At 67.1% G+C, this 21,432-nt stretch carries 17 protein-coding genes and 1 other RNA gene; 2 read left to right on the top strand and 16 right to left on the bottom strand.

What is annotated here, in order from left to right; genetic code table 11:
• Positions 1–12: 12 nt before the first annotated feature.
• The 12 genes from AruCF_RS03285 to rnpB all read right to left on the bottom strand — a co-directional run bounded on the left by AruCF_RS03285 (position 13) and on the right by rnpB (position 14,455).
• Positions 13–963, bottom strand: a complete 951-nt coding sequence (locus AruCF_RS03285) for a D-alanine--D-alanine ligase (protein ID WP_049071392.1) — start codon at positions 961–963, stop codon at positions 13–15.
• On the bottom strand, positions 960–2,366 hold the full coding sequence (gene murC, locus AruCF_RS03280; protein ID WP_049071391.1) for a UDP-N-acetylmuramate--L-alanine ligase: 1,407 nt from the start codon (positions 2,364–2,366) through the stop codon (positions 960–962). Before murC ends, AruCF_RS03285 begins: the two co-directional genes overlap by 4 nt.
• A complete protein-coding gene (gene murG / locus AruCF_RS03275; RefSeq protein WP_049071389.1) occupies positions 2,363–3,442 on the bottom strand; it encodes an undecaprenyldiphospho-muramoylpentapeptide beta-N-acetylglucosaminyltransferase in 1,080 nt (359 codons plus the stop codon). Before murG ends, murC begins: the two co-directional genes overlap by 4 nt.
• Complete coding sequence (gene ftsW, locus AruCF_RS03270) at positions 3,439–4,632, bottom strand: putative lipid II flippase FtsW (protein WP_049071387.1); 1,194 nt, start codon at positions 4,630–4,632, stop codon at positions 3,439–3,441. Before ftsW ends, murG begins: the two co-directional genes overlap by 4 nt.
• Complete coding sequence (gene murD / locus AruCF_RS03265; RefSeq protein WP_049071385.1) at positions 4,629–6,161, bottom strand: UDP-N-acetylmuramoyl-L-alanine--D-glutamate ligase; 1,533 nt, start codon at positions 6,159–6,161, stop codon at positions 4,629–4,631. Before murD ends, ftsW begins: the two co-directional genes overlap by 4 nt.
• Positions 6,158–7,327, bottom strand: coding sequence for a phospho-N-acetylmuramoyl-pentapeptide-transferase (mraY, locus tag AruCF_RS03260; protein ID WP_049071384.1), 1,170 nt, complete (start codon positions 7,325–7,327; stop codon positions 6,158–6,160). The genes murD and mraY overlap by 4 nt, the downstream gene beginning before the upstream one ends.
• Positions 7,317–10,181 carry a bifunctional UDP-N-acetylmuramoyl-L-alanyl-D-glutamate--2,6-diaminopimelate ligase MurE/UDP-N-acetylmuramoyl-tripeptide--D-alanyl-D-alanine ligase MurF gene (gene murF / locus AruCF_RS03255; RefSeq protein ID WP_049071382.1) on the bottom strand — a complete coding sequence of 955 codons (2,865 nt, stop codon included), beginning with the start codon at positions 10,179–10,181 and terminating at the stop codon, positions 7,317–7,319. The genes mraY and murF overlap by 11 nt, the downstream gene beginning before the upstream one ends.
• Positions 10,178–11,905, bottom strand: a complete 1,728-nt coding sequence (locus AruCF_RS03250) for a peptidoglycan D,D-transpeptidase FtsI family protein (protein WP_054419225.1) — start codon at positions 11,903–11,905, stop codon at positions 10,178–10,180. Before AruCF_RS03250 ends, murF begins: the two co-directional genes overlap by 4 nt.
• On the bottom strand, positions 11,902–12,192 hold the full coding sequence (gene ftsL / locus AruCF_RS03245; protein ID WP_049071379.1) for a cell division protein FtsL: 291 nt from the start codon (positions 12,190–12,192) through the stop codon (positions 11,902–11,904). Before ftsL ends, AruCF_RS03250 begins: the two co-directional genes overlap by 4 nt.
• Positions 12,192–13,289 (bottom strand): 16S rRNA (cytosine(1402)-N(4))-methyltransferase RsmH, encoded by a 1,098-nt coding sequence (gene rsmH, locus AruCF_RS03240; RefSeq protein ID WP_049071377.1) that lies wholly within the window; start codon positions 13,287–13,289, stop codon positions 12,192–12,194. Before rsmH ends, ftsL begins: the two co-directional genes overlap by 1 nt.
• A gap of 7 nt (positions 13,290–13,296) precedes the next feature.
• Positions 13,297–13,725 carry a division/cell wall cluster transcriptional repressor MraZ gene (mraZ, locus tag AruCF_RS03235; RefSeq protein WP_006392946.1) on the bottom strand — a complete coding sequence of 143 codons (429 nt, stop codon included), beginning with the start codon at positions 13,723–13,725 and terminating at the stop codon, positions 13,297–13,299.
• A gap of 324 nt (positions 13,726–14,049) precedes the next feature.
• Positions 14,050–14,455: RNase P RNA component class A (rnpB, locus tag AruCF_RS03230), an RNA gene on the bottom strand.
• A gap of 108 nt (positions 14,456–14,563) precedes the next feature.
• Between rnpB and AruCF_RS03225 the strand changes: the two genes are divergently transcribed.
• The gene (locus AruCF_RS03225; RefSeq protein ID WP_063568776.1) at positions 14,564–16,399 is read left to right on the top strand and encodes an ATP-binding cassette domain-containing protein; all 1,836 of its coding nucleotides are present in this window, start codon (positions 14,564–14,566) and stop codon (positions 16,397–16,399) included.
• A gap of 67 nt (positions 16,400–16,466) precedes the next feature.
• Here AruCF_RS03225 and pyrC read toward each other — a convergent pair whose 3' ends face one another.
• Both pyrC and AruCF_RS03215 read right to left on the bottom strand, forming a co-directional pair.
• A complete protein-coding gene (gene pyrC / locus AruCF_RS03220; RefSeq protein ID WP_049071373.1) occupies positions 16,467–17,531 on the bottom strand; it encodes a dihydroorotase in 1,065 nt (354 codons plus the stop codon).
• Positions 17,532–17,542: 11 nt separating this feature from the next.
• Positions 17,543–18,736: a M20 aminoacylase family protein gene (locus tag AruCF_RS03215; RefSeq protein WP_049071372.1), complete on the bottom strand. Its 1,194-nt coding sequence runs from the start codon at positions 18,734–18,736 to the stop codon at positions 17,543–17,545.
• Between the two features lie 147 nt (positions 18,737–18,883).
• Between AruCF_RS03215 and AruCF_RS03210 the strand changes: the two genes are divergently transcribed.
• On the top strand, positions 18,884–19,162 hold the full coding sequence (locus tag AruCF_RS03210) for an SWIB/MDM2 domain-containing protein (protein ID WP_006217453.1): 279 nt from the start codon (positions 18,884–18,886) through the stop codon (positions 19,160–19,162).
• 1,431 nt (positions 19,163–20,593) lie between these two features.
• Here the strand turns inward: AruCF_RS03210 and AruCF_RS03195 are convergent.
• Positions 20,594–20,959: a DUF4870 family protein gene (locus AruCF_RS03195; RefSeq protein ID WP_049071370.1), complete on the bottom strand. Its 366-nt coding sequence runs from the start codon at positions 20,957–20,959 to the stop codon at positions 20,594–20,596.
• 79 nt (positions 20,960–21,038) lie between these two features.
• On the bottom strand, positions 21,039–21,248 hold the full coding sequence (locus AruCF_RS29680; RefSeq protein WP_169538149.1) for a hypothetical protein: 210 nt from the start codon (positions 21,246–21,248) through the stop codon (positions 21,039–21,041).
• Between the last annotated feature and the right edge of the window lie 184 nt (positions 21,249–21,432).

Genomic DNA, 21,432 nt, shown 5'->3' with positions numbered 1-21,432 from the left:
AGAATGTCCGGGTCAAGTATTGCGAGCGGCGCTGTGCAATTTGCACGAAGCGTCGGCCAAAATCGCCACGCACAGCTCGGCATAGCTCATGCCGGTGGCGCGGGCCGCCATCGGCACCAGCGAATGGCTGGTCATGCCGGGCGAGGTATTCATTTCAAGCAGCCAGGGGCGGTTGTCGGCGTCCAGCATGAAGTCGGCGCGGCCCCAGCCTTCGCAGCCCAGCGCGCGATAGGCGCGCACCGCGATGTCGGCGACTTCCTCGGCCACGGCCGGCGGCAGCGCCGCCGGGCAGAAGTACTGCGTGTCGTCGGAGAAGTACTTGTGCTCGTAGTCGTAGTTGCCGCCGGGCGCGGCGATCTCGATCACCGGCAGCGCGCGTGCGGTCTTGCCGCTACCCAGCACTGCCACGGTCAGCTCGCGGCCCTGGATGAACTGCTCGGCCAGCACCTCGGCGTCGAACTTGGCGGCCAGGGCGTAGGCGTCCTTCATGTCGGAATAGCCCACCACCTTGGTGATGCCCACGGTCGAGCCCTCGTGCGGCGGCTTGATGATGAGCGGCAGGCTCAGGCGGTCCGGCACCAGGCGCAGTTCGGTGTCGGCGTCCAGCAATTCGAATGCCGGCGTGGGCAGGCCATGCTGCAGCCAGACGCGCTTGGTCATGGTCTTGTCCATGGCCAGGGCCGACGCCAGCGGGCCGCTGCCGGTGTAGGGAATGCCCAGCAGCTCCAGCGCGCCCTGGATCGAGCCGTCTTCGCCGAAGCGGCCATGCAGCGCGATGAACACGCGCTCGAAGCCCTCGGCGGCCAGCTCGGCCAGGCTGCGCTCGCCCGTGTCGAACAGGTGCGCGTCGACGCCGGCGCTGAGCAGCGCCTGATGCACGCCGGCCCCGGACATCAGGGACACTTCGCGTTCGGCGGAACGGCCGCCGTACAACACACCCACCTTGCCGAATTTCGCGCTCATGCCAATTCTCCAACCTGTGCGGGAACCTTGCTGATCGAGCCGGCCCCCATGACGATCACCACGTCGCCATCGCGCACGAAGTCGACCACCGCCTGCGGCAGGTCGGCCACGTCCTCGACGAACACCGGTTCCACCTTGCCGGCCACGCGCAGGGCGCGCGACAAGGCGCGGCCGTCGGCGGCCACCAGCGGCGGCTCGCCGGCCGAATAGACTTCGGTCAGCAACACCGCGTCGGCCGTGCCCAGCACGCGCACGAAATCCTCGAAACAGTCGCGGGTGCGCGTGTAACGGTGCGGCTGGAACGCCAGCACGATGCGGCGGTCGGGCCAGGCGCCGCGGGCGGCGGCCAGCGTGGCGGCCATTTCCACCGGGTGGTGGCCGTAGTCGTCGATCACCGTGAAGGTGCCGCCGCCATGCGCGGCCGGCACCGGGAATTCGCCCGTCTGCGTGAAGCGGCGGCCCACGCCCTTGAACGAGGCCAGCGCGTCGCGGATGGCTTCATCGGCCACGCCCAGCTCGGTCGCCACGGCGATCGCCGCCAGCGCGTTGCGAACGTTGTGCAGGCCCGGCAGGTTCAGCTCCACCTGCAGCGGCGGCAGCAGCGTGTCGCGGTGGCTGCGCTGCACGTTGAAGCGCATGCGCGTGCCGTCGGCCTGCACTTCGTAGCCGCGCACCATCGCGTCTTCGTTCAGGCCATACGAGGTGATCGGACGCGACACGAACGGCATGATCTCGCGCACGTTGGCGTCATCGGTGCACAGCACCGCGCTGCCGTAGAACGGCAGGCGCTGGGTGAATTCGATGAATGCGCTCTTGAGGCGGGCCACGTCGTGGCCATAGGTGTCCATGTGGTCCGCGTCGATGTTGGTCACGATGGCCATCACCGGCAGCAGGTTCAGGAACGAAGCGTCGGATTCGTCGGCCTCGACCACGATGTAGTCGCCCTGCCCCAGGCGCGCATTGGCGCCGGCCGAATTCAGGCGCCCGCCGATCACGAAGGTGGGGTCCAGGTCGCCCGCGGCCAGGATGCTGGCCACCAGGCTGGTGGTGGTGGTCTTGCCATGCGTGCCGGCCACCGCGATGCCGCGCTTCAGGCGCATCAATTCGGCCAGCATGATGGCGCGCGGCACCACCGGGATGCGCGCGGCGCGGGCGGCGATGACCTCGGGGTTGTCGCCCGCCACCGCGGTCGACGTGACGATGGCGCCGGCGCCAGTGACGTTGCTGGCGACGTGGCCGATGGCGATGTTCACGCCCAGGCCGGCCAGGCGGCGGGTCACGGCCGACTCGTTCAGGTCGGAGCCGCTGATGGTGTAGCCCAGGTTGAGCAGCACCTCGGCGATGCCGCTCATGCCGGAGCCGCCGATGCCTACGAAATGGATATGTTGGATTCTGTGTTTCATGATGAACGCCCCGCTGCTTGTTCACAGACGTCGGCGATGTGCGCCGCCGCATCCGGCTGCGCATGCGCGCGGGCCCGTTCTGCGACGGCTTGCAGTTCTTGTCGATTGCGCTGGCCCAGCCAGTCCGCCAGCCACGCCGGGCTCAAGGCGTTCTGCGGCTGCAGCCAGGCGGCCTGCGCGTCGCTCAGAAAGCGCGCGTTGGCGGTCTGGTGATCATCGATGGCATGAGGGAACGGCACGAACAGCGCCGCCACGCCTGCCGCGGCCACCTCGGACACCGTCATGGCGCCCGCGCGGCAGATCAGCAGGTCGGCGTCGCCCATCGCGCCAGCCATGTCGTCGATGAAGGCGCGGCAGTCGGCCGCCACGCCCGCCTGGGCGTAGGCCTGCTGCAGCGCCGGCAGATGTTGTTCGCCGGCCTGGTGCACCACCACCGGACGGCTCTCCCGCGGCAGGCGCGCCAGCGCTTGCGGCACGGCGGTATTGAGCGCCTGGGCGCCCAGGCTGCCGCCCACCACCAGCAGCCGCAGCGGGCCGCCGCGGCCGGCATAGCGTTGCGCCGGATCGGGCAAGGCGCACAGGTCGGCGCGCACCGGGTTGCCCATGGCTTCGCCCTTGGGCAGCACGCCGGGAAACCCGCTCAACACGCGGCGCGCCATCCTGGCCAGCCACTTGTTGGCGGTGCCGGCCACCGCATTCTGTTCGTGCACCACCAGCGGGGTGCCGCGCAGCGCCGCGATGACGCCGCCGGGAAAGGCGACATAGCCGCCCATGCCCAGCACCACGTCCGGGCGCACCGACGACAGCCGCGCCCAGGCCTGGGCGAAGGCGCGCACCAGCAGGAACGGCAGCTTCAGCAGCGCCGCCGCGCCCTTGCCGCGCACGCCGGCGAAACGCAGCGGCACCAGCTCGATGCCGCGCGGCGGCACCAGCTTGCCTTCCATCTTGTCCGGGTTGCCCAGCCACAGCACGCGCCAGCCGCGCTGGCGCAGCACGTCGGCCACGGCAAGGCCGGGCATGATGTGACCGCCGGTGCCGCCGGCCATGATCAGGATGGTGCGCGACGCGGCGGTCATACCCGTCCTCCGCGCATCATGATGCGGCTTTCCACATCCACCCGTATCAGCATGGCCAGGGCGCACAGGTTCATCACCACGCCCGAGCCGCCGTAGCTCATCAGCGGCAGCGTCAGGCCCTTGGTCGGCAGCAGCCCCAGGCACACGCCCATGTTGATAAAGGCCTGCACCCCGAACCACATCGCCACGCCATGCGCCACCAGGCCCGCGAAGGTGCGTTCCATGGCGATGGCCTGGCGGCCGATGTCGAAGCCGCGGTAGACGATGATGGCGAACAGCGTGATCACCAGCATCACGCCGGCGAAACCCAGCTCCTCGCCCACCACCGCCATCAGGAAGTCGGTATGGGCTTCGGGCAGGTAGTGCAATTTTTCGACGCTGGCGCCCAGGCCCACGCCCAGCCATTCGCCGCGCCCCAGGGCGATCAGCGAGTGCGACAGCTGGTAGGCGCTGCCGTAGGCGTTGTCTTCGTTCCAGGGATCCAGGTAGGCGAACAGGCGCGCGCGGCGCCACGGCGACAGCCAGATCAGCATCAGGAAGGTGCTGACCAACACCGCCAGCAGGCTGCTGAAGTACTTGCCGTTGATGCCGCCCAGGAACAGGATGCCGATCGCGATCGCCACGATCACCATGAAAGCGCCCAGGTCCGGCTCGAGCAGCAGCAGCATGCCGACGCCGGCCAGCGCGAACGCCATCGGCAGGAAGCCGCGGGCAAACGCCTGCATGTGTTCCTGCTTGCGCACCGTGTAATCGGCGGCATAGAGCAGCGCGGCCAGCTTCATCAGTTCGGACGGCTGGAAATTCAGCGGACCCAGCGGGATCCAGCGGTGCGCGCCGTTGACCTCGCGGCCGATCCCGGGAATCAGCACCGCCACCAGCAACACCATGGCCACCACGAACATCGGCACCGCCAGACGCTGCCAGACGCGGATCGGAATCGCCAGCACGACCGCGCCCGCCACCAGGCCCGCGCTGATGAACAGGCCGTGGCGGATCACGAAGTAGTAGCGGCCATAGGAGGCATAGCGCGGGCCGTCGGCCAGCGCGATCGACGCCGAATACACCATCAGCAGGCCGAGCAGCAGCAAGGTCGACGCCGCAATCGCGAGCGGCATGTCGAAATTGCGCATGCGGGTACGGCCGGGCCGTACGGCGTTGACGCTGGCGGTGAGATCGGCGATCAGGCTCATGCCACCTCTCCCCGGTCGCGGGCCAGGTCTTCGACCTCTTCCACGAACACTTGCCCGCGGTGCGGGTAATTGCGGAACATGTCCAGGCTGGCGCAGGCCGGCGACAGCAGCACCACGTCACCGGCCTGTGCCAGTTCGGCGGCGCGGCGCACGGCGTCGCGCAGCGATTCGACGGCGATGCAGTCGACGCCGGTGGCGGCCAACACGCGGCCGATCTCGGGGCCGTCCTGGCCGATCAGCAGCACGGCGCGCGCATGGCGCGACACCACCGGGATCAGCGGCGAGAAGTCCTGGCCCTTGCCCTGGCCGCCGGCGATCAGCACCACCGGCTGGCCCATGCCCTCAAGCGCGGCCACGGTGGCGCCAACGTTGGTGCCCTTGCTGTCGTTGATATAGTCCACGCCGCCGATACTGCGCACGAAGGCGGCGCGATGCGGTTCGCCGGCGTATTCGCGCAGGGCCCGCAGCATCGGGCCCCAGCCCAGATCGAGGCAACGCGCCAACTGCAACGCGGCCAGCGCGTTCAAGGCATTGTGGATGCCGCGGATGCGCAAGGCATCGACCGGCATCAGGCGACTCATGCGGCCCTTGGCGCGCGTCGGCTCTGGCGCGTCCTTCTTGCGGCGCACCGGCGCGACGGGCTCATCGAAGTCGACCGGCTCGGCCGCCACCAGCCAGGCCACGCCCTGGCCCAGCTCCAGGCCCATGTCGCCCACCAGCTCGGGCACTTCGCGGCCAAAGCTGCGCACCGGCATGGCATCCAGCGACGGCACCATGTCCACGGTATAGGGATCATCGCGGTTGACGATGGCGATGCGCGTCATCTTCAGCAGGCGCGCCTTGCTCCGCGCATAGGCGTCCATGCCGCCATGCCAGTCCAGGTGATCCTGCGTCACGTTCAGCACGACGGCCGCGTCGGCCATCAGCGTGTGCGTGGTCTCGAGTTGGAAGCTGGACAGCTCCAGCACCCATACCTGCGGCAGCGCGTCGGCATCCAGCGCCTGCATCAGCGCGGTCAGCGCGGCCGGGCTGATGTTGCCGGCGGCCAGCACCGACAGGCCACTGGCCGCGATCAGGTCGCGCGTCAGGGCGGTGACGGTGGTCTTGCCGTTGGTGCCGGTCACGGCCAGCACGCGCGGGCGGTATTCGCGGGTCTCGGCCAGTTCGGCCAGCGCCCGCGCGAACAATTCGATCTCGCCGATGACCTCGATGCCGCGGGTCTTGGCCTCACGCAGCAACTCGCCGGCCGGCGCGCCTTCGGGCGCGAGTCCCGGGCTGACGACGACCTGGCTCACGCCATCCAGCAACGCGATGTCGAAAGACGCATCGCAACCCAGGCGGTACTCGACCTCGGCCTGCGCCAGCGCGTCGCGCAACGCGTCCAGTCCACCCGGCTCCGCGCGCGTGTCGGCCACCCGCAGGCGGGCGCCCTGGCGGGCGCTCCAGCGTGCGGCGGCCACGCCCGACTCGCCCAATCCGAGGATCAGGACGAGCGGCGCATCGGCGCGGGAGGTTTCCATCGTATTCATCGCAACTTCAGGGTAGAGAGGCCAATCAGCACCAGCATCATGCTGATGATCCAGAAACGCACGACCACCTGGGTTTCCTTCCAGCCGCCCACTTCGAAGTGATGATGCAGCGGCGCCATGCGGAATATGCGTCGACCTGTTCCATAACGTCGCTTGGTGTACTTGAACCACGTCACCTGGATCATCACCGACAGGGTCTCGACCACGAACACGCCGCCCATGATGAACAGCACGATCTCCTGGCGCACGATGACCGCGATGGTGCCCAGCGCGCCGCCCAGCGCCAGCGCGCCGACGTCACCCATGAACACCTGCGCCGGATACGCGTTGAACCACAAAAATGCCAGCCCCGCGCCCCCGATCGCCGCGCACAGCACCATCAATTCCGAGGCGCCGGGGATGTAGGGGAACAGCAGGTACTTCGAATAGTCGACCCGGCCGACCACGTAGGCGAAGATGCCGAGCGCGCTGCCAACCATCACGGTAGGCATGATCGCCAGGCCATCGAGGCCATCGGTCAGGTTGACGGCGTTGCTGGTGCCGACGATCACGGCCCACGTCAGCGCCACGAAACCGAGCACGCCCAGCGGATAGCTGACAGTCTTGAAGAACGGCACGATCAGGTCGGCGCGCGTCGGCAGCGACATCGTGAAGCCGCTTCCCACCCAGGCCTTGAACAGCGGCCACAGTTCGGTGTTGGCGGGCGCCGACACGGCGAACGCCAGGTAGACCGCGGCCACCAGGCCGATGGTCGCCTGCCAGAAGAACTTCTGGCGCGCCGGCATGCCTTCCGGATCGCGATAGACCACCTTGCGGTAATCGTCCATCCAGCCGATCCAGCCGAAGCCGAACGTCACCAGCAGCACCACCCACACGAAGCGGTTGGTCCAGTCGGCCCACAGCAGCGTGCTGATGGCGATGGAAATCAGGATCAGCACGCCGCCCATGGTCGGGGTGCCGGTCTTGACCAGGTGGCTTTCCGGGCCATACGAACGCACGGCCTGGCCGATTTTCATCTCGGTCAGCTTGCGGATCACGCGCGGGCCGGCCACCAGGCCGATCAGCAGCGCCGTGGCGCACGCCAGCACCGCGCGCAGCGTGATGTACTCGAACACGCCCAGCGCGCGCACATCATCGGAAAGCAGGCGGGCGATCTCAAGCAGCATGGTTGTCCCCCTGCCCCTTGGCCGCTTGCCCGTCATTCGAAGTAAAAGCCGTCACTACCCGCTCCATGCGCATAAAGCGCGATCCCTTTATCAATACGCAGGACGCGCGCAGGCCGCGCAATGCGGCAACGACTTCGTCTACCGATGCGCAGGCGTGCGCGCCCGTGCCGAACGCGGCCGCGGCCGCCCGGCTGGCGTCGCCTAGCGTGATGAGCGCGTCGAGGCCAAGCTCGCGCGCGTAATTGCCCACCTCTTCATGCATGGCGGGGCCGTTGTCCCCGACCTCGCCCATGTCACCCAGTACCAGGACGCGGGTGCCGGCGATACGCGCCAGCACATCGATGGCCGCGCGAACCGAGTCGGGATTGGCATTGTAGGTGTCATCGATGAGCAACGTTCCGTCACTCAATTTCTTGTACTGCATGCGCCCGGCGACCGGGCTGAAACCGGCCAGCGCCCGCACTGCCACGTCCAGCGGCGCCCCCGCCGCGATGGCGCTGGCGATCGCCGCCAGCGCGTTGCGCAGGTTGTGCACGCCGGGCACCGGCAGCGTCAGGTCGGCATTGCCCACCGGCGTCACCACGCGGCAGCGCGTCGAATCGACGTCCGCCAGGATCTGCTCGGCATAGACATCCAGGCCGGGCTGCAGGCCGAAACGCAGCGCGCGGCGCGGCGCGGCCAGCTTGTCCCAGATCGCCGCATAGGGTTCGTCGCCCGGATAGACCGCCACGCCGTCGGCCGGCAGCGCCGCGATGGCGGCGCCATTTTCCAGCGCCACCGCTTCCACGGTGTGCATGAATTCCTGGTGCTCGCGCTGCGCGTTGGTCACCAGCGCCACGCTGGGCGCCGCAATGGCGGCCAGTTGCGCGATCTCGCCCGGATGGTTCATGCCGAGTTCGAACACGGCGGCGCGATGTTCGGGACGCAGGCGCAGCAGGGTCAACGGCACGCCGATGTCATTGTTCAGGTTGCCGGCCGTGGCCAGGCGGCCCGTCTCGCCACGCCAACCCGCCAGCATGGCCGAAATCATTTCCTTGGTGGTGGTCTTGCCGTTGCTGCCCGTTACCGCCACCACCGGCAGCGTAAAGCGGGCCCGCCAGGCGGCGCCGATGCGCATCAGCGCCACGCGGGTATCGCCCAGCACCAGTTGCGGCAGGCTCGATTCCGGCACGGCGTGCGCGACCACTGCGGCGCAGGCGCCACGCTCGGCGGCCTGATCCAGATAGTTGTGGGCGTCGAAGTTCTCGCCCACCAGTGCCACGAACAGCTCGCCAGCGCCGATGCGCCGCGTATCCGTGGAAACGCCCTTGACCAGCGGCAGCAGCAGCGCCAGCCGCGCCCACTCGCGATCGTCGAACGGCAGCTTTTCGCCGGCGATCTCCTGATAGGTTTCGTGGCCCTTGCCAGCCAGCAGCACCACGTCCTCGGGCGCGCTGGCCCAGATGGCCTGCATGATGGCGCGGGCGCGGTCGACCTGCACCTCGACCGCCGCCGACGCCGGAATGCCGGCCAGGATCTGCGCCACGATCGCTTCGGGCGACTCGCTGCGCGGGTTGTCGCTGGACACCACCACGTGGTCCGCGAGTTCGGCGGCGATGCGGCCCATCTCAGGGCGCTTGCCGGCGTCGCGGTCGCCGCCGCAACCGAACACGCACACCAGGCGGCCGGCGCGCGCCTGCGCCACCGGACGCAATGCCATCAACGCGCGCGCCAGCGAATCGGGGGTGTGGGAGTAATCCACCACCACCAGCGCGCCACGGCCCGAGTGGGCCTGGGTGCTGGCGGCAACCGGTTCCACGGTCTGCAGGCGGCCATCGACCGGATCGGTCGCAGCCAGTTCGCGCGCGATCTGCGCGAATGGCAGGCCCAGCTTGTACAGCACGCCCGCCACCAGCAGCAGGTTGGAAACATTGTGCGCCCCCAGCAGGCGCGTCACGATCTGGGCCTCGCCATGCGGCGACACCAGCGTGAAGATCTGCCCTTGCGCGGTGGCCTGCAGGTCGCGCGCGCGCATCGCGGCGGGAATCGCGGGATCCGCGCTCAGGCTGTAGCCCATCACCGACAGGTCCGACGGCAGCGAGGCGATCAGGCGGCGTCCGGCTTCGTCATCGGCATTGACCACCGCGGCGCTCAGGCCGGGCCAGCGGAACAGGCTGGCCTTGGCCGCCTCGTAACGTTCCATCGTGCCGTGATAGTCGAGGTGATCGCGGGTCAGGTTGGTGTAGGCGGCCAGCGCCACCCGCACGCCATCCATGCGGCCCTGCTCGATGCCGATCGAAGACGCTTCCATCGCCACCGCCTTGGCGCCAGCGTCGCGCATGGCGGCCAGCAGGCGGTGCACGGTCAGCACGTCCGGGGTCGTGAGATGGCCGCCCAGCGTCTGCCCGTCCGGCAGCACGGCGCCCAAGGTGCCAATGGTGCCGCAGGGCTTGTCGTTGCGGCCCAGCGCGTGGGCGATCCATTGCACCGACGAGGTCTTGCCATTGGTGCCGGTCACGGCCACCACGGCCAGGGTCGACGACGGCCGGCCGTACCAGGTGTCGCCCAGCTCGCCCAGCAGGGCGCGCAAGCCGGTCACCGGCAGCATCGGCGTATCGCCGGCGGCGGCCGCGGCCTCGATGGCCTCGGTCGCGGGCGCCTCGAACAGCACCGCGCTGGCGCCCAGCGCCAACGCCTTCTCTATATATAGACGGCCGTCGCTGGACAGGCCCGGGCAGGCGACGAACACGTCGCCCGGCTCGATCTCGCGGGAGTCCAGCTTCAGGTGCGCGGTCAATGACACGCGCGAATGCAACCACGCCACGGCTTGTTCGACCGTGGCGGCGGGGGATGAGAGGAAGCCTTTGGCGCTCATCTGCCTGGCTCCTTGATACCAGCAACAATTGTCGATTCGAAGGGCGCGTCCGGCCGCACCCCCATCAGCCGCAGACTCCCGCCGACAATGTGGGAGAACACGGGCGCGGCGATCGCGCCGCCGTAATAACCGCCGACCGTGGGCTCGTCGATCGAGACGGCCACCACGATCTTGGGATCGGACACCGGCGCAAAGCCCACATACGAGCTGCGATACCGCTGCGTGCTGTACTTGCCGTCGACAATCTTGCGCGCGGTGCCGCTCTTGCCGGCTACACGGTAACCCTGGACCTGGGCGGCCTTGGTGCCGTCCGGCCCGGTGGCGGCCTCCAGCATCCCGCGCACCAGCGCGGTGGTCTTGGGCGTATAGATCTTGACGCTGGTCGGATCGCTGTCGCGCTTGACCAGGGTCAGCGACACCATGTCGCCGTTGCGGGCGAACACCGTGTAGGCGCGCGCCACTTGCAGCAGCGACACCGACAAGCCATAGCCGTAGGCCATGGTGGCCTTCTCGATCAGGCGCCAGCGGTCCCAGGGGCGCAGGCGGCCGGGCGCCGCGCCGGGAAATCCCACTTGAGGAGCCTGGCCCAGGCCCAGTTCGGTGAAGCGGTCCCACATCTCGCGCGATTCCAGCTTCTCGGAGATCATCGTCATGCCGATGTTGCTGGACTTGCGCAGCACGCCGGCCACGTCCAGCGTGCCGTTGCGGCTGACGTCGCTGATCGTGCTGCCTTGATACGTGAAACGGCCGTTGCCGGTCTCGAACAGGGTCGAGGTGGTGATGCGGCCCAGGTCCAGCGCCAGCGCGGCGGTGAACGGCTTCATGATCGAGCCCGGCTCGAACGTGTCGGTAATGGCCTGGTTGCGCAGATTGGCGCCGTGGAAGGTCTCGCGCTTGTTCGGGTCGAACGTCGGCACGTTGGCCAGCGCCAGGATCTCGCCGGTATGGACGTCCACGACCACGGCGGTGGCGCCCTTGGCCTGGTGCTTGTCCATCGCGTCCTTCAGTTCCTTGAACACCAGGTACTGCAGGCGGGTGTCGATCGACAGCCGCAGGTCGCGGCCGTCCACCGGCAGCGTCACGGCCTGCACGTCCTCGATGACACGGCCCAGCCGGTCCTTGATGACGCGGCGGCTGCCCGGGCGCCCCGACAATTGCTGGTTGAAGGTCAGTTCGACGCCTTCCTGGCCCTGGTCCTCGACGCTGTTGAAACCCACCACGTGGGCCATCACGTCGCCGTCCGGGTAGTAGCGGCGGGTCTCGGGCTGCTGGTGCACGCCCGGCAGGCCGAGCTGCTTGATCTTGTCGGCCACGTCCATCGAGACCTGCCGCTTCAGGTAGACGAAGTTCTTGTCTTCCTCGACCCGGCGGCGCAAGTCGGCGATCGGCGTTTCCAGCAATTTGGCCAGCGAGTCCAGCTGGCTCGGGGTCGCCTGCTTCAGATCCTCGGGAATGGCCCAGATGGCGCGCGCCGGCACGCTGGAGGCCAGCACCGCGCCGTTGCGGTCCATGATCTTGCCGCGGGTGGCGGACAGCGTCAGGGTGCGCTCATAGCGACGCTCGCCTTGCTGCTGCAGGAATTCGGTGGACAACCCTTGCAGGAACAACGCGCGGCCGGCCAGCACGGTGAAACCGCCAAATAGCAGGATCAGCACAAGACGCGCGCGCCAGGTCGGCAGTTGCCCGCGCAGCACCGGATTGTCGAAGAACGGAACGCGCTTCATTGGGCACCTCCGCTGGCCGGCACCGGCGCCTGATTCAGATAGAGCGTGCGGTCAGGCACGATGGGAATCATCTTCAGGCTGTCGCGCGCGATCACGTCGACCCGCGCGTTGCGCGCCAGCTCGGCGCGCTCCAGCTGCAGACGCCGCCAGTTGGTTTCCAGGTCGCGCTCCTGCGCCTGATCGCGGCCCAGCTCGACGAAGAGCTGGCGCGACTGATACCGGCTGGTGACCAGGGAAATGGCCGACAGCATCAGCAAAGCCGCAACGATCAGGTTGACGCGACCCATCAGCGGCGCCCTCCCTTGCCGCCGCGACGAGGCGGCGGAGCCAGATCGCTGCCCGGCAGCGACCCGATTTTCACGAACGCCATGCCGCCCTCGGCGGGCAGGGGCGTGGCGGTGCGTTCGGCGACGCGCAGCACGGCCGAACGGGCGCGGGCGTTGGCCGAGACCTCATCGTCTTCGGCCAGCACGCGTCCCAGCGAACGCAGCACCGGCTGGGGCATTTCGCTTTCGCGCAGGGGCAGGCGCGCATGCGCGGCAGCCGGACGAGCCGCCGCCGCGATGCACTGCTTGACCATGCGGTCTTCAAGCGAATGAAAGCTGATCACCGCCAACCTCCCCCCCGGGGCAAGCAGGTCTAGAGCTGACGCGAGGGTGCGCGCGAGCTCTTCGAGTTCCCGATTGATGTAAATCCGTAGAGCTTGAAAGGTGCGTGTGGCCGGATGCTGCCCCTTTTCGCGCGTGCGGACGGCGCTGGCGACGCACTCGGCAAGCTCGAGCGTGGTGCGCAGCGGCCTTGTTGCGCGGCGAGCAGCAATCGCCTTTGCAACCTGAAAAGCAAACCGTTCTTCGCCATAATCCGCTATGACCTCCCGCATCTCATCCACACTGGCTTGCGCCAGCCAATCCGCCACCGTGGGTCCACGAGTGGTGTCCATCCGCATGTCGAGCGGGCCGTCCCGCATGAACGAGAAGCCGCGCTCGGCATCGTCGATCTGAGGCGACGACACCCCCAGATCCAGCATCACGCCATCGACCTTGTCGATGCCGAGCTGCCGCAATTCTTCGGCCATGGTGGCAAAGCCGCCATGCACCACCGTCACCCGGGAGTCCGCCGCCGCCAACGCATTGGCGACCGCGATCGCCTCGGGATCCTTGTCGAACACCACCAGGCGGGCCGCCGGACCGAGGCGGCCGAGCAGCTCGCGGCTGTGGCCGCCGCGACCAAAGGTGCCATCCACGAAGACACCCCGTTCCGCTCGCGTAGCCGCAGCCGGCTCGTCCTGGACCTGCGACCGTGCCGCGCCCTTGCCGCCGAAATCGGCCAGCAACAGCGCGTCCACCGTCGGCTCCAGCAGGACGGGCCGATGTTCGAATTCCATAACTCTTTCAGAACGAAAACTGATTCAACACATCCGGCATACCCTTGGCCAGGTCCTCAGCCTCGCGGCTCGCCAGGGTAGCGGCATCCCACAGCTCGAAGTGGGCGCCCAGACCGAGCAGCATCACATCGCGCGTCATACCGGAAGCGTTGCGCAGTTCAGGCGCGATCAGGACGCGGCCGGAGCCGTCCAGTTCCACGTCCTGAGCGTTGCCCAGCAACAGCCGCTGCAACGCGCGCGCCGTCATGGGAAAGGCGGCAATCTGCTCGCGCTTCTTTTCCCACTCGGGCCGCGGGTACACCAGCAGGCAGCCGTCTGGGTGGCGGGTCAGGGTCAGGCGGCCTTCGGCCTGCGCCATCAGCGCGTCACGATGCCGGGTCGGAATCGAGATCCGTCCCTTGGCATCCAGCGTGAGCGCGCTGCTTCCCTGAAACACCACTTTTACCCCACTTAATTGCACAATTTCCTACTATTTCCCACTCTACGGTATGGCAATGGGGCGGTCAAGCGCGCGGTTGCAATTTTTTCAATCACAACAAGGACTTAGAGCAACTTGTAAATACGCAAAAAGAAAAACCTCCCAATAAATCAGGAGGTTGCGTCACTATCTAAAAGTGCTTCTTAAGAAGTGGCGGCTAACAATGCCTTTGCATTGTTTTACCCAGCCCGCTTGCCGAAGACTGGCGGGCGTTGCGCGCCAGGTGGCGGATATCGCGGCGAGAAAAAAGCGCCGCGGCGCCACGCGTCGATCGGAAATCCAATGCAAGACGGGTCTATAGGCCGGATTCTGTACACCAGGTTTCCCTGGCGGACGATCATTCCTCTGCGCGGATCATTGCTGAGCCGCTGTAGCCATCTACCCGCATGCTCGGACGGAGCCGCCCTTCGCGGCCCGAAAGCCGCACGCATGCCTATTTGATGTTGCTCCGGGTAGAGGTTGCCGCGTTTCACCCTGCGATGCCGCCGGCCGTTGCCGACCGGCGCGATACGGAGATGGCCGTATCGGTGCGCGACTGGCGCGCCCGCCCCGCAGACTCGTCTCTGTGGCCCTATTCCTCGACCGCGCCCGAAGACGCGGCCGGACGGCCGTTAGCCGCTACCCCGCCCTGTGGAGTCCGGACCTTCCTCGATGGACTCGCATCCACCGCGATCGCCCGACCCGCCTTGCGGTGCGTATTCTAGTACAGGTCACGGCTCCGTCCCCGAACACCTGCCCGGGTTCCTGCGACAATACGGCTTGATCCGCTTACCCCGCCGCAAGAACGACTCACTACATGGCTCTCGCAACGCTCATCACCCTGACCGACATCCAGCTGGCCTATGGCCACCATCCGCTGCTGGACCACGCCGACTTCGCCATCCAGGCCGGCGAGCGCATCGGCCTCATCGGCCGCAACGGCGCCGGCAAGTCCTCGCTGCTGCGGCTGCTCGACGGCCGCACCGTGCCCGACGATGGCGACATCGCCCGCAGCTCGGGCCTGCGCGTGGCCACGGTCGAACAGGAACCGGAGCTGGACGAAAACGCCACCGTGTTCGACGTGGTCTGCAACGTCGACGGCGACCATGAGGACTGGCAACGCCCGTCGCGCGTGCGCGCCATGCTCGAAAAGCTCGGCCTGCCGGCGGACGCCCAGATCGCCGGCCTGTCGGGCGGCACCCGCAAGCGCGTCGCGCTGGCCCGCGCGCTGGTCGAGGAACCCGATCTGCTGCTGCTGGACGAGCCCACCAACCACCTCGACTTCGACGGCATCGCCTGGCTCGAAGAAATGCTGCGCACCTGGAAAGGCGCCGCCGTCATCATCACCCACGACCGCCGCTTCCTGGATTCGGTGGCCACCCGCATCGTCGAGCTGGACCGCGGCCGGCTGCTCAGCTTCCCCGGCAACTTCTCGCAATGGCAGGAGCGCAAGGCCCAGTGGCTGGAATCCGAGCGCCTCGAACAGGCCCGCTTCGACAAGCTGCTGGCCCAGGAGGAAGTCTGGATCCGCAAGGGCGTGGAAGCCCGCCGCACCCGCAATGAAGGCCGCGTGCGCCGCCTGGAACGCCTGCGCGTCGAGCGCGCCGAGCGCCGCGAACGGGTCGGCGACGTGTCGCTGGCGCTGGCCGAGGGCCAGCGTTCGGGCAAGCTGGTGGCCGAACTCGAACATGTCGGCAAACGCTTCGGCGACAAGGTCGTGGTAGACGACTACTCCACCACCATCCTGCGCGGCGACCGCATCGGCATCATCGGCCCCAACGGCGCCGGCAAGACCACGCTACTCAAGCTGATCCTGGGCGAGATGCAGCCCGACAGCGGCAAGACCCGCATGGGCACCAATGTATCGGTGGCCTACTTCGACCAGATGCGCGCCCAGCTAGACGAAAACGCGACCCTGGTCGACATCATCAGTCCGGGCAGCGAGTGGGTCGAGATCGGCGGCACCCGCAAGCACGTCATGAGCTACCTGGGCGACTTCCTGTTCTCGCCCGCCCGCGCCGGTTCGCCGGTGCGCAGCCTGTCGGGCGGCGAACGCGCCCGTCTGCTGCTGGCGCGCCTGTTCGCGCGTCCGGCCAACGTGCTGGTGCTGGACGAACCCACCAACGACCTCGACATCGAAACGCTGGAGCTGCTCGAAGAACTGCTGCAGGAATACTCGGGCACCGTGCTGCTGGTCAGCCACGACCGCGCCTTCCTGAACAACGTCGTCACCCAGACCATTGCCTACGAAGGCAACGGCCACTGGCGCGACTACGTCGGCGGCTACGACGAATGGGTAGCCCAGCGGCCTGCGCCGACGCCCGCCGCTGCGGCGGAAGAAGACGCGGCCAAGGCAGCTCGCGCCGCCGACGAGGCCGCGGCCCGCGCCAAGGCCGCCAAGCCAAAACCGGCCCGCGCCGCCAAGATGAATTCGTGGGAATTGCGCGAACTCGAAGGCCTGCCCGACGCCATCGCCGCGCTCGAGGCGCAGCAGGCCGAACTGGCCGGCAAGCTCGCCGACGGCAGTCTCTACCGCGATGCGCCCGCCGAAGTCGAACGCATCAACAGCGAGTTGGCCAAGCTGGAAAGCGAACTCGAGGAAAAGTTCGCGCGCTGGGAACTGCTCGAGGCGCGCCGCGAAAGCGCGCTCTGATCCCGCCCCGTCGGCGCCGCCACCACGGCGACTCCTGCCCTCTATATATAGAGGGCAGTTGCCGCGCTCAGACAGACGCGCGCCAGGCCAGCGTCTCGCCGGCGGCCAGCGGCACCAGCGCGGTGTTGCCGAACGGCACCTCGTCCGGGATCTGGAAGTTTTCGCGCACCAGGGTCAGCTTGCCAGTATTGCGCGGCAGGCCATAGAAATCAGGGCCGTGGAAGCTGGCGAACCCTTCCAGCTTGTCCAGCTTGCCAACCGCATCGAACGCCGTCGCGTACAGCTCCATCGCATGCAGCGCGGTGTAGCAACCGGCACAGCCGCAAGCGTGCTCCTTCAGGCCGCGCGCGTGCGGCGCACTGTCGGTGCCCAGGAAGAAACGCGGGCTGCCGCTGGTCGCCGCTTCCACCAGTGCCAACCGGTGCGTCTCGCGCTTGAGGATCGGCAGGCAGTACCAATGCGGCCGCACACCACCCTGGAAAATCGCATTGCGGTTGTACAGCATGTGCTGCGGCGTGATCGTGGCCGCGATCGGCCCTTCGGCATCGCGCACGTACTCGGCGCCTTCCTTGGTGGTGATGTGCTCGAACACCACCTTCAAGGCCGGAAACGCGCGGCGCAGCGGCTTCATCACGCGCTCGACGAAGATCGCCTCGCGATCGAACACGTCGATCGACGGATCCGTCACTTCGCCATGCACCAGCAGCGGCATGCCACACTTTTCCAACGCCTCCAGCGCCTTGGCGCACTTGCCCAGCAGATCGGTCACGCCGGCGTCGGAATTGGTGGTCGCGCCCGCGGGGTACAGCTTGACCGCGTAGACCTGGCCGGACTCATGCGCGCGGAAGATCTCCTCGGCCGAGGTATTGTCGGTCAGGTACAGCGTCATCAGCGGCGTGAAAGCGTCGGCATCGCCGCCCGCCTTGGTCAGCGCCGCCAGGATGCGGCCGCGATAGGCCAGCGCCTGCTCGGTGGTGGTCACCGGCGGCTTCAGGTTGGGCATGATGATGGCGCGGGCGAACTGCCGCGCGGTATCCGCAACCACCGCTTCCAGCGCCGCGCCGTCGCGCAGATGCAGGTGCCAGTCGTCGGGGCGGGTGATGATCAGTTGATTGGTGTTGTGCGTGGACATGGGGAGGCTTCTTAATCTGCCAGGGGCATGCCCCGTTCGGCCAGCGCGCAGAACATCGCGCTGCCCAGGGGAATGACGGCATCGTTGAAATCGAAATGCGAGTTGTGCAGCACGCAGCCGGACTCGGCGCCGCCCTGCCCCAGGCGGAAGTAGGCGCCTGGCTTGCTCTGCAGCATGAAGGAAAAATCCTCCGACCCCATCGACGGTACCAGATCCCGCACGACGTTTTCCTTGCCGATCATCTCGGTGGCGATGTCCGCGACCAGGTTGGCGTGCTGCGGCGTGTTCAGGGTCGCGGGATAGATGCGTTCGTAGGTCAGTTCGGCCGTGCCGCCGAAGGCGCCAGCGATCGCCGTCACCAGCTCGCGCATGCGCGTCTCGACCATCTCCTGCACCGACTTGCGGAATGTGCGCACCGTGCCCACCAGCCGCGCCTCGCGCGGGATCACGCTCATCGCGCCAGGGTGGCCCGCCTGCAGGGACCCGATCGACACGACCGCGGAATCCAGCGGATTGACGTTGCGCGAGACAATGGTCTGCAATGCCGTGATGACCTGGCCGGCGATCGTGACCGGATCAATCGTCTGATAAGGATGCGCGCCGTGGCCGCCACGGCCTGTGATCAGGATCTCGAAGCGGTCGGCCGCCGCCATCATCGGCCCGGGATTGATGCCGATGGTGCCGGGCCTCAAGCCCGGCCAGTTGTGCAAGGCATAAATGGCATCGCACGGAAAAGTATCGAATAACCCGTCCTCCATCATGGCTTTGGCGCCACCGCGCCCTTCCTCGGCCGGCTGGAAGATGAGCACGGCCGTGCCATCGAAATTGCGCGTCTGGGCCAGATATTTGGCTGCCCCGATCAACACCGCCGTGTGGCCGTCGTGACCGCAACCGTGCATCAGCCCGGGCTTGGTCGACTTGTGACCGAACTCGTTGTCCTCGGTCATCGGCAAGGCGTCCATGTCGGCTCGCAGGCCGATCATGCGGCCGCTGTCGCAGCGTTTGCCGCGAATGACGCCCACCACGCCGGTCTTGCCAATTCCGCGATGCACCTCGATTCCCAACGCCTCAAGCGCACCCGCGACGATCCCGGACGTCCGGACCTCTTCGAAGCCAAGCTCGGGATGGGCATGCAAGTCGCGCCGCAGCGCTGTCAATTCGTCATGGAACAGGCGAATTGATTCCAAAGGAGAACGTGCGTACATAGGAGGTTACAGAATGACGTGATAGGGGGGACAGTGGGGATATTTTAGTTGCTACAGAGGATAAATGCCTTTGTCTTTACGGGAGAGACACGTTATGCTCCGGCCGCAGGACAATTTTTCCAACAGCCAGAGAAGGAGCGCCGCATTATGGCCACAACCTCCAAACCCGCGACCGCGCGCAAGCCGAACGCTGCATTCATGAAGCCCCTGACTCCCAGCGCCGAACTGGCCGCTGTGATCGGTTCGGAAGCCGTGCCGCGCACCGAGGTCACCAAGAAGATCTGGGAATACATCAAGAAGCACAACCTGCAAGATGCGAGCAACAAGCGCAACATCAACGCCGATGCCAAGCTGCGCCCGATCTTCGGCAAGGATCAGGTCACGATGTTCGAACTGACCAAACTGGTCAACGCGCATCTGAAGTAAGCAGGCAAAGGGCGTACCCCGTACGTCCCTGCCTCGATACTGTCGCGACGCCCTGGCTTGAACGCCGGGCGGACTCGACTTGCGGCACCCAGCCTGCCGCGCTTGCGCAAGCATTCCGGTTTGCGCCGCCAGCCCCATACAAGCGATGGGCACGGCCCCGCCACCCGACCACTTTCTTCCCCAGATAGCCTGCCACGCTCCCCGCGCTTTTGCGCCGCTGGACATCATCGCGACATGCGCGCCGTCTTGCCGAAGGCAGGGGCAGCAAGTCGCAAGGCCGCACCACGACTGGCTATGCGCGTTTCGCCGAAGTGAAAGCGGGGCATGAATGGCGCGGAGCAGCCAGCCGGGAAACACCAGTGCCAGCGGCCGCTGCGCGGCTGCGCGCGAAGCAACCAGCCAAGAGCTATGGTCGTTGGCCAACACCGGCTCGAACTGGCGAACCTGGCGCCCGGCCCGCCGGTCATCGCCCGCCAACATCAAGCGTCCCGACGCCACACCCGAGCCATCGACGGCAGCCTGCCACATCAGCGCGGCATCGCTGAACCGCACACCCTGCGTCAAGCCCAGCGCCACGCCGGCCCGCTCGCACCACTGCCGCCACGCGGCATGCGGTTCGTCAAGCAGCAGCATGACCTTTGCCAGCCCCCTGCGCCACCAACGCCGGCGCCAGGCGCGGATGGCAGACCAGGCTCAAATTTTCCGCAGGATCAGATCCGTTTTCAGGCCACCACCCCAGGCCCGAACGGAGGCCCAAGTCGAAGGGATGCCCAAGTCGAATGGATGGCCCAGTCGAATTCATCATCGGCTGCCCACGAGTGCGTGGAGCTGGCGATCCGGAACCCGATGTCGGGATGGCGCTCGCGAAACGCCGGCTGCCGCGACAACAGTCGCCACGACGCAAATGACGGCAGCGTCTTAATGCGCTACGGCACCGTGCGCGCTTCACGCGGCTGCGCCGTTGCCGCAGCCATGCAATCAAATGCGAGCGATAGCTCGCGCAGATAGCCCTGCCCCGTGCGGGTCAATGCCGAGGCATGCCGGCACCGCACGTGACGTTCACGGTCATGTTCGCCCGGTTCCTGAAGCCCGGGCTTGGCCTGTCATTGCGGGTTGGCCAACTCAGCATCACGTTCGTCGTCCTCGACCTGTGTTGCCACCTCCCATGGATCCTGGCGGCAGGGTGCCCCCTGGTCGCTTCAATTCACGACGGGCGCTGCGGATCCAGGCCGCCGTCTTCGCCACTTTGATGCTCCTGGTCGCGTTGTGCGTGACTCGTGGTCGCGTTGTGCGTGATCACGAGTTGACATCGCGCCGGTCTCATCGAAGAGCGCCGGGAATCCGTGGCAGGAAGAAGCGGCCTGCCCTGGGCGGTCACAGCCAATGAAAAAGGCCGGCGCAATGCCGGCCTTCGTCCCAAACGCCTCGGTTTCAGGCGTAGGAGGTGGGCGCCGTGCCTTCCAGCAGCGCCAGCCACCCCTTGATCAGGCGGTACAAGCCCCACACGATGGTCGCGATCACGCCGATCCATCCAATATAGATAAGCACAGCCAGGCTGCTGATAGCCAGCCACAGCAGGGCCCACCAGAACGTGCGCAGCAACCAGTCGAAATGGGCCGCATAGACGGTGCCGGCAACATCCGAGCGCTTCAGATACATCAGCACGACGGCCGCCAGCGTGGCGATGCCCAGGAAACCACTGGTCAGAAAGCCCAAGGCGAATAAGCCATAGGCCACATGGGTCAGCGTGCGCAGGTCTAATGCCGTACCGGGCGCGGGGGTCTGGGTATCACTCACGATTACGCTCCAACAATTGACTCGGTCAATCTTACCGCACAAAACCAGCCGACCCACGTGCGTTGTTATTTGGGCACATTCAATGCTGGCGCGGGTTGCAGGCTTGCTCAAGGCGATTTTGGCAGACCGTTTTCAGCGTTGGGAAGATCACGGCGTCGACGATTACGTCGTCGTGGCGGCGTCTTGAAAACCGCTGCGAAGGCGGCAATGGACGGTCAGCGGCCGCCTTGCGGAGCGTTGAAATGCGCTGATGGAAAGCAAGACCTTCTACGACAAGCTGCAGCGCCACGGCATCGACCGCCAGGAATACACGGGCACGCCGGGGTGACCGATCGGCGCGGGATCGACGCCGTCAAACAAAAACCCCCGTGCGGCGCCAGCCGCACGGGGGTTTCTTTTTGGGGGGCGCGGCGCCGTGCGCGGGCGATGTGGGCCCAAGACGCGCCTGCCGCCAGGGACAGCGCGCCGATCCC

This window comes from Achromobacter ruhlandii (assembly GCF_002082135.1).
GTDB lineage: Bacteria > Pseudomonadota > Gammaproteobacteria > Burkholderiales > Burkholderiaceae_B > Achromobacter > Achromobacter ruhlandii.
This window is presented reverse-complemented; position numbering and strand designations above follow the sequence as displayed.